This is a genomic window from Citrobacter freundii complex sp. CFNIH9 (assembly GCF_002903305.1).
Lineage (GTDB): Bacteria > Pseudomonadota > Gammaproteobacteria > Enterobacterales > Enterobacteriaceae > Citrobacter > Citrobacter portucalensis.
In genome coordinates, this window is record NZ_CP026238.1 from 3,701,098 (window position 1) to 3,716,209 (window position 15,112).

Genomic DNA, 15,112 nt, shown 5'->3' on the forward strand with positions numbered 1-15,112 from the left:
GGCACATTTTTTGCCCCGTTGTTAAAAACAGTAAAACGGCCCCTGCACCAGGAGCCGTTTTTCAAAGCGAGCGGCCGGGACGATTAACGCGTAATGGAGTACAGCGTACCGTCTTTCGCCTGGATCAGCAGTTTACCATCAGCAGAGACCGGCTCGGTCAGGAAACCTGAGCTGTCGACTTTCTGCTGGGCAACAAAACGACCATCGTCAACGTTAATCCAGTGCAGGTAGCCTTCGCTATCACCGACGACCAGATTGCCATTATACAATACCGGGGACGTCAGCAGACGGTGCAGCAGATCGCTTTGCGTCCACAGCGTCACGCCGCCATCGGTGGTCAGCGCCAGTACGCGGTCGTTCTGGTCAACCAGGTAGATACGGTTACCATCGACGATGAAATCATTCACCGAGCCCAGTTCGCGTTTCCACATAATCTGACCGCTGCGCAGATCCAGCGCCGTCAGGTTACCATTATAAGCCAGCGCGTAAACAACGCCATTGACGATAACCGGCGTGGTATCAACGTCGCTCAGACGATCGATTTCCGTTGGGCCTGTCGCCTGAGAGATACGCTGCTGCCAAATCATCTGGCCTTGCTGCATCAGCACGGCGCTCACGCGACCGTTATCACCGCCGACAATAGCTGCGCCAAAGGCGGTTGCCGGAGCGGATTCACCACGCAGAGACAGGGAAGGCATGTCAAGGTTAACGGTCCATTTGATGGCGCCATCAGCTTCGTTTAATGCCTGCAACTGGCCGTTGCTGGTGTGGATCAAAACTACGCCATCGCTCACAACAGGACGAGACAGCGCTTCACCGGCGACTTTCGTCTGCCATGCGGTGGTACCGTCGCTGGTATTCAACGCATAAACCTGTGCTTTTTCGCTGCCAATGTAAACATGTCCGCCGGACACGGTTACACCGCCAGAAAGCTGTGCAGATGCACGGGAGAACCAGCCGTCTTTCTCACCCAGATTCACAGACCAGACTTCTTTACCGTCGCCTGCGTTCAATGCTTTCACTACACCAGCGCGATCGGCTGCATAGACAACGTTATCCGCCAGCGCAGGGTGAAGATTGGAATAGAAATCACCAATACCGTTACCTACGGAGGTGCTCCATTCCGTAGACGGAGTAAACTGGTTTTCAACCACCGGTAATGGGGACATCTTAACGACATCTTCTTCGCCACTAAACAGTGAACAGCCGCTCAATAGGGTAACGGAAAGCAGCCCTGGCAGAAGTAATTTACGCAATTGCATCGGGTCCCTCTCAGATGGACAAATTATTGATTTTCATCTGCATCATTTCGCTCAGAGCAGGAGAGGCATCGCTTTTCACACCCGCTTCCCATGCGCTACGCGCACCTTGTTTGTCGCCTTTGCTCAGCAACGCTTCACCGCGCAGATCGGCAACAATGGCCGTCCACCCTTCACCTTTAATGGTGTCGAGTGTTTTCAGCGCGGTATCAGCCTGTTTAAGCTGAACCTGAACACGAGCCAGACGCAGGTTAATCACCGCTTTGAGATTTTCATCGCTGGTCGCAGCCAAGCCCTGTTGCAGCTGACTTGCGGCTTTCTCAAGTTCATTTTGGTCAACAAACTGCTGCGCAAGTTCCAATGAAGCTAGCGCGCCGTAGGTATTTTTATTCTCTGCAGCAAATTTCTCAGCGGCAGGAATGCTGTCCGGTTTACCCGCGCTAACCGCAGTCACCGTATTTTGATATGCCAAAGAAGCAGAGCGTGCGGACTCCGTCTGATGGCTGGTCCAGTAACGCCAACCAACCAGCGCGCCAACCCCTAAAATGATCCCAACAGCCAGCGCCTTGCCGTTTTCAGCAAAGAAGCGTTTTACCGCATCAACCTGGTCGTGTTCGTTCTCGTAAATTTCCACGCTGTCCTTCTCCTTAGCCCAGTAAAGTGCGCAAATGCGCGGCAACGCTATCCTGCGCTACTGCCGTTTGCTCACCAGAGCGCAAATCCTTCACTACAACAGTACCGTCAGCCACTTCGGACTCGCCCAGTACCAGTGCAACGCGGGCGCCCCACTTATCGGCACGGGCAAACTGTTTCTTAAAGTTGCCGCCACCGTGGTTTGTCATCAGTTTCACACCAGGAACTTCATCGCGCAGACGTTCTGCAAGCGTCATTGCCGCCGACTGCGTGTTCGCCCCTGAAGCAACCAGGTATATATCGACAACAGGATCTGCGTTAAATTCCGGATTAACTGCCTGAACTAACAAAACAAGTCGTTCCAGCCCCATAGCAAAGCCCACGGCTGGCGTTGCACGACCGCCAAGTTGCTCTACCAGACCGTCGTAACGACCACCGGCACACACGGTGCCCTGAGAACCAAGGCTGCTGGTGACCCACTCAAATACGGTGCGGTTGTAGTAATCAAGACCACGAACCAGACGCTGATTGACGGTGTAGGCAATGCCTGCGGATTCCAGCAGTTTGCACAAGCCCGCGAAGTGCTCGCGAGAGTCGTCATCAAGATAGTCGCCCAGTGCAGGCGCGTCGTTGAGCAGCGCCTGTACTTCCGGGTTTTTGGAGTCGAGAACGCGCAGCGGATTGGTGTACATACGACGCTTGCAGTCTTCGTCCAGTTTCTCTTTATGCAGTTCCAGGTAGGCGACCAACGCATCACGGTAGTTAGCGCGGGCTTCAAGCGAACCGATTGAGTTCAGCTCAAGACTAACATGCTGAGAAATACCCAGCGCGCGCCACCAGCGAGCGGTCAGCATAATCAGCTCCGCATCGATGTCCGGGCCTTGCAGGCCAAATACTTCGACACCCAGCTGATGGAATTGACGATAGCGTCCTTTCTGCGGACGTTCGTGGCGGAACATCGGCCCGATATACCACAGACGCTGTTCCTGATTGTACAGGAGACCATGTTCGATGCCGGCGCGTACGCAGCCCGCAGTCCCTTCAGGACGCAACGTCAGGCTGTCGCCATTACGGTCCTCAAAGGTATACATCTCTTTTTCAACCACGTCGGTAACTTCACCGATCGCGCGTTTGAATAACGGGGTCTGCTCTACAATCGGCAAGCGGATTTCACTGTAACCGTAGCTACCGAGCACGTTTTTGAGAGTGCCTTCAATGCGCTGCCAGATGGCGGTTTCGCCAGGCAGATAATCGTTCATGCCGCGAATGGCTTGAATGTTTTTTGCCACGTTTATTCTCTTTATGAATATAAAAATGAACCCTCAGCGCTAACCCGAACAATGCGGGCGCCATGCGGGTTCAATCATACACGGGAAGCACGCCGCTTCCCATCACGTTGTTATTTTTCAAGCTGCTGCACGTCGATACGACGCGCTTCGTCCAGAATACTCGCTTTAGCACGGATGCGGGCTTCAAGCTGCGTAATCATATCGTCGTTATCGAGTCTGTCCTTACGCACGCCGTCTTCATACAGGCCGCTTTTCTTGTTACCGCCCGTCACGCCCAGCGTAGAAACCAGCGCTTCACCAGGACCGTTTACCACGCAACCGATGATCGAAACGTCCATTGGCGTAATGATATCTTCCAGGCGTTGCTCCAGCGCGTTAACCGTACCAATAACGTCAAACTCCTGACGCGAACAGGTTGGGCAAGCGATGAAGTTGATCCCGCGCGCGCGAATGCGCAGCGATTTCAGGATATCGAAACCCACTTTGATCTCTTCCACCGGATCGGCTGCCAGAGAAACACGCAGCGTATCGCCGATCCCTTCAGATAACAGCAGGCCAAGGCCGATCGCGGACTTCACCGAACCACTACGCAGGCCACCGGCTTCGGTGATCCCCAGATGCAGCGGTTGATCGATCTGTTTCGCCAGCAGGCGATAGGATTCTACGGCGAGGAAAACGTCAGACGCTTTAACACTGACTTTGAATTGATCGAAGTTCAGACGATCGAGGTGATCCACATGGCGCATAGCGGATTCCAGCAGCGCCTGCGGCGTCGGTTCGCCGTATTTTTCCTGCAGATCTTTTTCCAACGATCCGGCGTTGACGCCGATACGGATAGGAATATTTTTATCACGAGCGCAATCCACCACCATGCGAATACGCTCTTCACTGCCGATATTACCTGGGTTAATACGCAGGCAATCAACACCGTATTCCGCTACCTTCAGCGCGATACGATAGTCGAAGTGAATATCGGCAACCAGCGGGACGTTAACCTGCTGTTTGATAAGCTTGAACGCTTCTGCGGCATCCATTGTCGGTACAGAGACACGAACAATGTCTGCGCCTACGCGTTCCAGCGCTTTAATCTGATTAACCGTCGCTTCCACATCCGTGGTACGCGTGTTAGTCATAGACTGTACGGCGATGGGCGCACCATCGCCGATCGGCACGTTCCCAACGTAAATGCGTGTCGATTTTCTACGTTGAATTGGAGCCTGGTTATGCATTAAAAAATCTCCCGCATTGCCGTCTGTTACTGAGCCGGTGATTGTTCGGCATTAACGGTCAGACGCGCAACCTGGTTAGTTCTGATAAAACGACTCAGATCGACAGGTTTACCCTGGAACTGAATCTGCACTGCCGCCGGGGCGCCAATTTTCAGTTTGTACGGCGCTTGACCGGTCAGGTTTAGATTGCCGTCTTTACGCTGCATCCCGCTGAACAGTTTTTTACCGGTCGCATCGGTTACTTCCAGCCAGCAATCGGCGGTAAAGTTCATCACTAGCGCGTTAGGATCGGCTGCAGGTGTAGTCACACCTGCCTGATCGGTCGGCAGAGGAGCCGCTGTAGCTGGCGCTGTTGGCGCTGCAGTTGCGGTATCGACGTTAGCCTGAGATGGGGCAACAACGGCGTTCTGTTGCGCATCAGCGGCGGGTGCCGGGGTCGCAGCAACGTCTGGCGTTGGCGCTGCGTCCGCTACCGCACCATCGTCAGGAGCCGGAGGGGTATCCTGCCCTGCTGCTGCGCTGGTATCTAACGGTACGTTCTGCGCCCCCTCTTTACCGGCATTCAGCTCAGCAGAGGATTGATCGGCCATAGTGGTGATCTCTTCCTGCTGCGCTTTATGGTTCTGCCACCACCAGGCACCAGTCAGTCCGACAACGACAAACAGTACCAGCCAGGTAAAGGTCATTAACCAGCCGTCACGTTTCTTACGACGTTTGCCGAGCGAGAAGCTCTGCATCGGTGCGACTTTAGCTGGTCGAATCGGAGCCTGTTTTTCCAGCCCTGGCAACAGTTCTTCTTCAGGAATATGCACCAGACGCGCATAAGAACGGATATACCCGCGCAGGAATGTTGAAGCAAGATCGGCTGGCGCCTTATCCTCTTCAATATCGCGTACCGTGGAGACCTTCAGGCAAAGTCGCTCCGCGACTGCCTGCTGGCTGAATCCGAGTTGTTCACGGGCATTGCGCAGACGAACGCCGGTGGATAGTGTTTCATTTTTGTCGTGCGTGGCTTCAGTATTCATTCGCTACAGCTGCGTAAATTTGGGTTCTGATGCCGGCGAGCCACAATGCTCACCCACACCGCGAAACATCTGGTCAGTTAACCTTCGTCAGACAGTATAAAACGGTCAGACTATCAATGACAAAACGGCGTAAACCTGAGGGCTAAACACTTGTTACGCCGTTACATACTGCCTTAAAGTCGACAAAAACGCACCGTTATTATTGACCTGACGACGACAACAAAAAACCTCATATGGCTTACCTTGCACTACGGTACAGGAATTATACCGTAGTGCGCCAACATCAAACGGTCTTAATCTCGATAGCGTCGCCCTGCATACGCTTACGCAGAGTACGCTTGGTACGGTCGATAACGTCGCCCGCCAGCTGACCGCAGGCTGCATCGATGTCATCACCACGTGTTTTACGCACGATGGTAGTGAAACCATAGCTCATCAACACTTTGGAGAAACGATCGATACGGCTGTTAGAACTACGGCCATAAGGCGCGCCCGGGAACGGGTTCCACGGGATCAGGTTGATCTTACACGGCGTATCTTTCAGCAGTTCTGCCAGCTGATGCGCGTGCTCAGTGCCATCATTGATGTGATCTAACATCACATACTCAATGGTTACACGACCCTGGTTAGCGTTGGACTTCTCCAGATAACGACGAACCGCGCCAAGGAATGTTTCGATATTGTACTTTTTGTTGATAGGTACAATTTCGTCACGAATTTCATCGTTCGGCGCATGCAGAGAAATCGCCAGCGCGACGTCAATCATATCACCCAGCTTATCCAGCGCAGGGACAACGCCTGAGGTGGAGAGCGTGACGCGGCGCTTGGACAGCCCAAAACCGAAGTCATCGAGCATGATTTCCATCGCCGGAACCACGTTGGTCAGGTTGAGCAGCGGCTCACCCATCCCCATCATCACCACGTTGGTAATAGGACGCACGCCCGTAGCCTTTACCGCACCGACGATCTTCGCCGCGCGCCAGACCTGACCAATGATCTCCGATACCCGCAGGTTACGGTTAAAGCCCTGTTGCGCCGTAGAGCAGAATTTACACTCTAATGCGCACCCGACCTGTGAAGAAACACACAGGGTCGCACGATCGTCTTCCGGGATATACACCGTTTCAACGCGCTGATCGCCAACTGCGATAGCCCATTTGATCGTACCGTCAGAAGAACGCTGCTCTTCCACCACTTCCGGGGCGCGAATTTCAGCCACTTCTTTCAGCTTGTTACGCAGCACCTTGTTGATGTCAGTCATGTCATCAAAGTTGTCGCTGCAATAGTGGTACATCCACTTCATGACCTGATCGGCACGAAACGGTTTTTCGCCCATCTCTTTGAAGAATTCGCGCATTTGCTGACGGTTCAGATCCAGCAGGTTAATTTTTCCATTTTTATTTGGAACCGCAGGAATGACGACTTCAGAGGTGTTAACTAATTCAGACATAATTTTTTCCGGCCTCGTTGTTACACGTTGTGGCCCGTGGAGGGTTAAAAAGAAACGCCCCGGCAAGCGATCTGCTCTTCCGGGGCGTTGCATTGTACAAAGTCTGGCGCAGGGATGCCACGTTTGCACGAAGCATTAGCGAAAATAATATGTAAAGAAAGAACGTAGGTCTGATAAGACGCATCAGCGTCGCCATCAGGCAAAACAGTGCCGGATGCGCAAATGCTTATCCGGCCTACCCCACGAGCTTATTAGCGAGTGCGCGGGCAAACCTCACCTTCACCAAAGAAATAGGCGATTTCGCGCGCCGCTGACTCAACGGAGTCGGAACCGTGAGTACCGTTCTCGGTGAAGCTGTCAGCATAGTCTGCACGCAGAGTACCGGCCAGCGCATTCGCCGGGTTGGTTGCGCCCAGCAGATCGCGATGACGCTGTACGGCATTTTCGCTTTCCAGAACAGAAACAACGATCGGACCGGAGGTCATGAATTCAACCAGACCGTCAAAGAACGGTTTGCCATCGTGCTCAGCATAGAAGCCACGTGCCTGCTCAACGGTCAGGTGCAGCATTTTAGTGCCGACAATTTTGAACCCTGCTGCTTCAAAGCGCGCAAAGATGCTCCCAATAACGTTTTTTGCCACCGCGTTTGGTTTGATGATGGAAAAAGTACGTTCAATAGCCATGATAACCTCTGTAATGTGTTCTGTTGTTGTCTATATAGATGTACGACCTGGCGCGGATTATAAAGAGCATCCCGGCAATTGACTATTGATGAAGGTAACATTTCTTTAAAATAAGATGAATTTTAGCAACAAACAGTCACCAACTGGTCTACTGCATCGAAAATCTCACCGTCGCTACCTGACCAGCGTCATCCATCACCAGCAGTTGATAATCCCCTTTAGTCGCCAGCCGTAGCGTAAGACGACGTCCTCGTTCTTCCAGCCTTTCACCGTTAAGAAACCACCAGCGTTCACCGCTCCCACCACTGGTTTGCACCGGCAATGAGGCTTGAGCAGAACCGGGTAAACGCTTCACAATCGCGCCATCACGAATGCCTGTCAACTGCAATGGCTGCGAAGCGTCTTGTCCCAGCGGCGGACACGTGGCAGAAACTGGCGGTAATCTCGCCCCACGGCGTTCTGATTCAGGTAGCCATGGCTCCAGCGGCAACGGCCAGACGATTAACGTTTGCTCGTGCGCCTGCGGGCAATCCGCCGCCACACGTTTGCCTTCATCATCCAGCCAGACAGGAAAACGAATGCCATTAACCCCTTCCTGCTCGGGCAATAATAACGTTGGCGGCTGACTGCCATCCAGTAACCAGGTTGCCAGACGGCGACGGCAGTTGCTGTCTCCTGGGGCAAGGGATTGCCCGCCCGGCCAGCACACCACGCCGCGACTCACGGAATCAGGACGTGGATCTTCCGGCTGATTTGTCCCGCGAGAGAGCAAAAGATTGTTGACCTGAGTGAGCAGCGGCACGGCGCTGGCAAATCCAAACTGGCCCACCACCGGCGTTCCGTCTGGTCTGCCAGTCCAGATACCGATCACATAACGGGCGTTAACGCCAATCGCCCAGGCATCGCGATAGCCATAGCTGGTGCCCGTTTTCCACGCCAGCGGAACCACTCTGCTCAGTGCGTTATCCGGCAGCGGTTGCGCTTCGTCGGCCATAATACGGCGAATAATCCACGCCGCGCCCGCCGACATCAACGGACGTTCAAGCAGTGGGTCACCCGGCTGCAGACGCAGTTTTCCCGCTTTTCCCTTACGGGCAAAGGCGCTGTACGCTGCGGCCATATCTTCCAGCCTTGCCCCCGCGCCACCTAAAATCAGCGACAGATTCGGCGCAGCCCCTGCAGGCAGATACAGCGGTAAGCCGACGTTACGTAACGATGCGGCAAAGCGCTTCGGACCATAGGCTTCGAGCACCTGCACGGCGGGTAAATTCAACGACCTTACCAGCGCTTCGCTCATACTCACCGGGCCATGAAAACCGCTGTCAAAATTCCCCGGTCGATAATCTCCGGTTCGCCGCGGGACATCCTGCAACAACGAAGCGGGATGAATGAGTCCGTCATCCAGCGCCAGACCGTAAACAAACGGCTTCAATACCGAGCCAGGCGAACGGATCGCATTCACCATATCCACATGACCAAAGCGGGAGTCGTCATTCATATCTACCGACCCCACCCAACCACGCACGCTCATATCGGTGTGATCGACCACAATCATTGCCAGCGAACTGCGTGCAGGTAAGCGCCCCTTCCAGTTCTGCGCCAGCTCTTCCAGTTGACGTTGCAATCCGGCATCAAGGGTAGTCACGATTTTATCGCTCCGGCTTTTTCCCAGCATCATGCGCGAGAATAACGGCGCTAACTGCGGCATTTGCCGGGGTGACAGCCAGACAGGCTCTTCACGCGACTCCTGTACCTGTTTGGCAGGCCAAATACCCTGGCTCGCCATACGTTCGAGTACTTTATTACGCGCCGCTTCAGCACGGTCCGGCCAGCGATCCGGACGCAGGCGACTCGGTGCCTGTGGCAAAACAGCCAGTAGCGCGGCATCGGAGTAACTCAAATGCGCGGGTGATTTACCAAGATAGGCCCAGCTTGCCGCCCCGACGCCCTGCAGCGTACCGCCAAACGGCGCACGGTTGAGATACAGTGTCAGGATGTCGCGTTTGGAGAGATGCCATTCCAGCTGCAATGCGCGCCAGAGCTGGCGAAACTTGCCGCCGAAGGTTCGCGGATGGGGATCGAGTAATCGTGCGACCTGCATGGTGAGCGTACTGCCGCCCGAAACCACACGCCCAGAGGAGAGGTCCTGCCATGCTGCGCGCAGTACTGAAAACGGATTGACGCCGGGATGCTTCCAGAACCAGCGGTCTTCATAGTTAATTAACGCCTCAAGGTAGCGGGGCGACACCTCATCAATCGTTACCGGATACCGCCAGATACCTTCGGCATCGGCAAAGCGCCAGAGTGGCGTACCATCATGTGCCACCACGACCCGTGCCGGATCGACTTCGTGCAAGGGCAGCGGCCAGATTTTATCTGCCGCCCAAACTGCCGCCACAATCAATAGCGCAACAGCTGCCAGCCAGAGCCAGCAGCTGCGTTTACCCAACCCGCGCATCATTTACGGTCTGACAATCAAAAGTCCCTCTGTCGCACCGGTCGCGCGCCACTGCGGAACATACATTGATTCCACCTGTGGGACGGGAACCTGGTAGGTCCCCGGCGTTACCGCTCGCGCCAGATAGACCAGCGTAACCGGTTGTCCTTCATTGACCGCCACCGCAGCGACAAAGCGATCGTCACGGAACTCAACGTGCTGGATATCTGCCTGCTGCATCTGATTAAGCAGATTCGCCACTTCGCTACCGCTATCCTGCAGGCTGGCGCTGCCGTTGGCCAGATTCTGGTTTTCCAGTTCCAGTCCTGCTGGCAGTAAGTCAACCACCAGCGCATCCGGTACGTTCTGGCTGGCTTTCACCTCCAGCCAGACTAGTACCAGCTCGCCGCTGCGCAGAGAATCCAGCGATTTGCTGTTTCCGTCGAGCCCCAGAATTTGACGCTCAATATGCAGAACGTTGCTGGCAGGCGTCGGTGAGGTTTGCGGATAACCGCTCACATCCAGACGCAGCCACAGCGGTTGATTACCGCTATTGGTGACGCTCAGCGTAGACAGCGCATCGGCATCCAGATTCCGGATTTGCGATTTCTCCCCGGCTAACGGTTGCTCCGAGAGTGACGTTTGCGCCTGCCATGTGCCTGGCAAGTCCTGTAACGTACGCGCGGCAAGGAACAACGCATTATTTTCCTGAGTAGAAAGCCAGCGCTGACCAAAGGCCTGTTCTGACAGGGTATTCAGCAACGTGTTCTGCTCTTCAGGTTTGAGCTTGTTCTCTTCGAGCAAGGCCAGCATCAACGCGTTATCCCGTAACGCACTGCCGTAATCCGCCATCCACTGTTGCGTATCGCGGCGCGGCGTATTCAGCGCCAGCGTCAACGCCTGTTCACTGCGGTTAGCATCGCCCATATTTTTCAGCGCAATTCCCAGTTGTAACAGCGGTAAACCAGAGGCCGCCTGAGCGCGTCGCTCCCAGATTTCACGCAGTGCGCCAAGCGGGGCTTTTTGCTGACGAGCCAGAACCAACGCGGCGTAGGCTTGTACGGCAAACCGGCTTGCTGAAGAGTCGTCGGTATAGCGAATCGACAACACTCCTGGATCCTGCAAATAGCGCAGCAGCCGCTCGTTGCCACGGTTAATGACCTCTACCGGGACGCTGTAGCCCTGTTCATTTGCCCTAACGAGGAAATCCATGACATACGCAGTCAGCCAGTACTCTTCTGATCCGTTTTTATCCCACAGCGCGAAACCACCGTTATCACGCTGCATCTGCACTAAACGAGAAATCCCAATATCGACTGCCGCGCGGCGTTTTTCATCGCTGTCGCCCACAATACCTAACGCCTTCAATTGCGCAGCATTGGTGTATAAGGATGGGAACAACCCGCTCGCCGTTTGCTCCAGGCAGCCGTAAGGGTAAGCCTTCAGTTCGCGGATATAACGCGCCAGATTCAGCGGCGGCTTACCGCTGAACAGCAGTTGTCCCTGCATCGTTGCAGGGGAGAAATTGGTCAGTTCTTCGCCCGGAAGCTGCCAGGTTGCGCCCGGTTGAAGTGCGACACCGTTATTAACGGTTTGCGCCGGGAACGCCGGACGCACGCCAATCTTCCACTGTTTATGCTGAACTGGCAGCGTTTCACCCGGTAAAGTCAGACCGCTAATTTCTGCCTGAATTTCGCCATCGCCAAACCCCTCCCGCGCACGCACCGGAACAAACAACGTAGTCCGTACGCCTGGTGCCAGATTCAATGGAGCAGGATCTTGTCCCATCAGCTCCAGTAAACCGCTGGCCGCGAGCTTAATATTCAGTGTTTGCGGTTTGTCAGTCAGGTTAGTCACGTCCAGCGTCAGTCGCGAGGTATCTCCTCCCGCCAGAAAACGCGGCATATTCAGTTCAGCAATTACCGGCGCGGCAACAATCACCTTGCTTTCACTGCTGCCAAAGTCATCCGCCGTCCAGGCCTGTGCCATTACCCGTAGCTCGCCGTTGAAATCACCAATCGGTAGCGTCACCGTACCTTCGCCCTGCTCGTTGAGCGTGACCGGCAACGCCTGTTGCGCCACGATATTGACGTGATTGACCGGTGGCTTACCGCCGCGCTTTAATTCATCGCCATCACCACCAAAGCGCAGTGCCGCCAGCCGCCCTTGCCCTTCGATCACCTGGCCGTAAATATCATAAATATCCGCGCCATAGCGTTTTTGTCCGAAAAATGCCTGCCACGGATCTGGCGTGGCGTAATCGGTAATGTTCAACACCCCGCTATCAACGGCAGAGACCAGCACGTTAACCTGTTTTGGTACGTCGCCATTTTTGACGCTGGCTTTAATCTTGACGGTCAACGACTGGTTTGGACGTATTTTCGCCGGGTTTTCCAGCGCCAGCGCCAGACGACGGTTTTCATCACCTAACGGCAAATGCAGTAAACCAACCGCCCGTTTTGGCGTGGCCGAACGGGACTTGTCGCCAGGACGAACCACCAGTGCACTGAGATACAAATCGTGGCGATTCCAGGTTTTATCAATCGGGATGGAGATATCGAGACCATCCGCCGGTACGTCTATTTCTTTCCACCACAGCGGGCCTTCGCTGGATTCCACCATCGCATAACCTTTGCCAGCAGCAGGAGCGGCAACGTGCAGCTTCATGGTATCGCCAGGACGATAGCTGGGTTTGTCCAGTTTCAGAGTCACGCGATCGGGACGCACAACCCCACTGCCGTCGCTGTTATCCTGCCAGCTATAACCTGCCCAGAAGCGTACGCTGCTCACCGCATCATTCGGGGCTTTCACTTCCAGACGATAGGCACCCCACTCAACCGGGAAGCTGACTTTACCGGTTTCATCGGCCTTAAGATCCAGAGTCTGCTCACCTTCAACCAGATCCTTTTGATCGAACTGTGATTGCCAGCCCTCGCCTTCAGACCAGTTCCAGTAATAATCCCGGCGCTCGCGGATCAAACGCACCTGCAAACCGGACACCGCTTTTTTCTCGCCCTGCGCATCGGCATAAACAATGTCGAAAGCGGCGTTGCTGTTTTCATCAACGATAGGCTGATTCACAGTGGTATCAGTGCGATAGTCATAGACGGCTTTTGCCGCAAACTGCGGACGAATACCCGGCAGCGTGTCCGCAGGCCAGATGGCTTGTTCAGCCCGACGCGTCACCGGGCGGCCACCTGACTCCAGCAGGCTGGCTTGCAGGATCACCTGTAACGGGGAGTGCGTCTCCTGCCATTGGCTGTTGGTGGTCACTTCGCCGCGACCGTGTTCATCCAGCGTAAGCTGAACTTCATCGAGGCTACGGGACAGGTTTTCTTCGGCAATATTACCAAACTGGAACCCCGGCAATGCCTGCACCGCTTCGCGCAGCGGGCGCAGGAAAAGCTGCCCTTGCAGAGCATTGCCGTTAGCAGGCGCGCCGTACAGGTAGTAGCCCACTACCGAGAACTTCACTTCATCAGCCGGAGCCACCGGAATCTTATTGGCGGAGAGATTGAGCGCCATCCGCTCAGGCATAAAATCTTCGACGTGGAAATCCCACATCCGTGACTGGTTGTCGCCCGTATTAGCACGAATATGCCACATACCGGTTGGCGCGTTGGTGTCCAGCGGCCAGCTAAAACGGTACAGACCGTTCTCCGGCTGGCTAACCACCGAACGTAACACTTGCCCGTCAGGCTTCACGACCTCCAGCTTCACCGGCTGGTCGGGCAACGTTTTGCCGTCGCTGTCACGCAGTAATCCGTTGAGGATCACCGTTTCGCCAGGACGATAGAGGTCACGGGGACCAAACATAAAGAACTGTTTGCTGTATCCCGGTGCACCGGCAATATCAAATTCAGCCAGATCCAACGCCGGGAGTTTCAGATCCAGCAGCGTGGTTTGCCCGTCTTTGCGGGCCAGCAATAAAGCCGCGTCTTTATCAGTCTCCAGTTTGACATGACCCTGCGCGTCGCTGGTAGCCTGCGCCAGCGTCTGTCCTTTTTCGTTGAGTAACGTGACCTCAATACCCTGCTGCGCAGCGCCGTTTTCCAGACTCTGCGTAAAGACATCAAGTTGATTATGGTAACGGTGCGCAGACACACCAATATCGCTGAGCGTGAACAGCGTAGCGGCATTACTGTAGTTGTATTGTCCAGCCTGATTCATCACCGCGATGTAAACTCCTGCTTGCTGCAACGGCTTGATATCGCTCAGCGGCAGCAGCAGCTTCTCACGGGTGTTACGCGCAGGATTGAGGTCAAAGCGTCCGGTATACACCAGTTCCGCCATTTTCAATAGATTGTCAGATTCCCAGTTCGTCAACGAATTGCGGTATTCCCACTGGCTGACAAATGCGCCGAGCGATTCAGGCTTCACACGAAAGAAGTTCACATCCACGCTGTTAACGTTGAGGGCCATTACCGGCAGGCCTTCAATTACTTTTCCCGGCAACAGCGAGCCGCGACTGGCAAACCCAACGCTTGGCTGTACATCGCGGGTGGTAATGTTTTTTTCATAATCAATAGCGAACGTCGCTTTATTCAGCGCCAGCAAATCACGCTCAATGGTCACCACCAGTTCCCGGTTAGGTTCCAGATGGCGTAAGCGCAGCTCTTTCAGATTTGGCGCCAGCTCCCAGGCACCATCCACTTTGCCGCTTTTTTTATCAACAACGTGCACGACGCGGGAAAAATCTTGTTCTGGATCGAGGGGAATGGAGAAGGTCAAAACGAGTGTTGCCGCACCGTCGAGCTGGACCTCTGAGGCATCCAGCAGCGTCAGCGACTTGCCCTGGCTTTGTTGCACCAGCTTTTGTAATTGGGCCTTGTCTTTTACTGGCGCAGTCTGGGGAGCTGGCGAGTCAGGTTTCGCAGCCGTCGGTGATTTTTCGTTATTATTATCGCACCCGACCAGTGCCAGCATCAGCATGCAGGCCGCTACGCGTAAATGTTTCATTTTTCATCCCTGGCCGTAGTGGCCCGTTAGCTACGTAGAACAACTATTATGCGTCAGATTTCCGGCTGTGGAAGTCAGTAACTGAACAACGTTGTCTTAATTTAAGTGATTAATGTGGATTCACCTGACAAATCAGCCTGTTTTACTT

9 protein-coding genes are annotated in these 15,112 nt (G+C 54.6%); all 9 read right to left on the bottom strand.

Annotated features, from left to right (window positions below):
• Positions 1-83: 83 nt before the first annotated feature.
• Positions 84-1,262, bottom strand: coding sequence for an outer membrane protein assembly factor BamB (bamB, locus tag C2U43_RS18940; RefSeq protein WP_008785453.1), 1,179 nt, complete (start codon positions 1,260-1,262; stop codon positions 84-86).
• Between the two features lie 10 nt (positions 1,263-1,272).
• Positions 1,273-1,893 carry a YfgM family protein gene (locus tag C2U43_RS18945; protein ID WP_003835172.1) on the bottom strand — a complete coding sequence of 207 codons (621 nt, stop codon included), beginning with the start codon at positions 1,891-1,893 and terminating at the stop codon, positions 1,273-1,275.
• Positions 1,894-1,906: 13 nt separating this feature from the next.
• Positions 1,907-3,181 carry a histidine--tRNA ligase gene (gene hisS / locus C2U43_RS18950; RefSeq protein ID WP_103285636.1) on the bottom strand — a complete coding sequence of 425 codons (1,275 nt, stop codon included), beginning with the start codon at positions 3,179-3,181 and terminating at the stop codon, positions 1,907-1,909.
• Positions 3,182-3,291: 110 nt separating this feature from the next.
• The gene (ispG, locus tag C2U43_RS18955) at positions 3,292-4,410 is read right to left on the bottom strand and encodes a flavodoxin-dependent (E)-4-hydroxy-3-methylbut-2-enyl-diphosphate synthase (RefSeq protein ID WP_003037720.1); all 1,119 of its coding nucleotides are present in this window, start codon (positions 4,408-4,410) and stop codon (positions 3,292-3,294) included.
• Positions 4,411-4,436: 26 nt separating this feature from the next.
• A complete protein-coding gene (rodZ, locus tag C2U43_RS18960) occupies positions 4,437-5,435 on the bottom strand; it encodes a cytoskeleton protein RodZ (protein WP_032944208.1) in 999 nt (332 codons plus the stop codon).
• 283 nt (positions 5,436-5,718) lie between these two features.
• Positions 5,719-6,885: a bifunctional tRNA (adenosine(37)-C2)-methyltransferase TrmG/ribosomal RNA large subunit methyltransferase RlmN gene (locus tag C2U43_RS18965; RefSeq protein ID WP_008785455.1), complete on the bottom strand. Its 1,167-nt coding sequence runs from the start codon at positions 6,883-6,885 to the stop codon at positions 5,719-5,721.
• 251 nt (positions 6,886-7,136) lie between these two features.
• Positions 7,137-7,568, bottom strand: a complete 432-nt coding sequence (gene ndk, locus C2U43_RS18970; RefSeq protein WP_003037710.1) for a nucleoside-diphosphate kinase — start codon at positions 7,566-7,568, stop codon at positions 7,137-7,139.
• A 148-nt stretch (positions 7,569-7,716) separates the two neighbouring features.
• Complete coding sequence (pbpC, locus tag C2U43_RS18975; RefSeq protein ID WP_103285637.1) at positions 7,717-10,029, bottom strand: peptidoglycan glycosyltransferase PbpC; 2,313 nt, start codon at positions 10,027-10,029, stop codon at positions 7,717-7,719.
• On the bottom strand, positions 10,030-14,964 hold the full coding sequence (locus tag C2U43_RS18980) for an alpha-2-macroglobulin family protein (protein ID WP_103285638.1): 4,935 nt from the start codon (positions 14,962-14,964) through the stop codon (positions 10,030-10,032).
• Between the last annotated feature and the right edge of the window lie 148 nt (positions 14,965-15,112).

Bases quoted from the DNA above. Each gene is read 5' to 3' on its own strand.
- rodZ (WP_032944208.1), bottom strand. From the start codon at position 5,435: ATGAATACTGAAGCCACGCACGACAAAAATGAAACACTATCCACCGGC.
- pbpC (WP_103285637.1), bottom strand. From the start codon at position 10,029: ATGATGCGCGGGTTGGGTAAACGCAGCTGCTGGCTCTGGCTGGCAGCT.
- ndk (WP_003037710.1), bottom strand. From the start codon at position 7,568: ATGGCTATTGAACGTACTTTTTCCATCATCAAACCAAACGCGGTGGCA.
- ispG (WP_003037720.1), bottom strand. From the start codon at position 4,410: ATGCATAACCAGGCTCCAATTCAACGTAGAAAATCGACACGCATTTAC.
- C2U43_RS18965 (WP_008785455.1), bottom strand. From the start codon at position 6,885: ATGTCTGAATTAGTTAACACCTCTGAAGTCGTCATTCCTGCGGTTCCA.
- C2U43_RS18980 (WP_103285638.1), bottom strand. From the start codon at position 14,964: ATGAAACATTTACGCGTAGCGGCCTGCATGCTGATGCTGGCACTGGTC.
- bamB (WP_008785453.1), bottom strand. From the start codon at position 1,262: ATGCAATTGCGTAAATTACTTCTGCCAGGGCTGCTTTCCGTTACCCTA.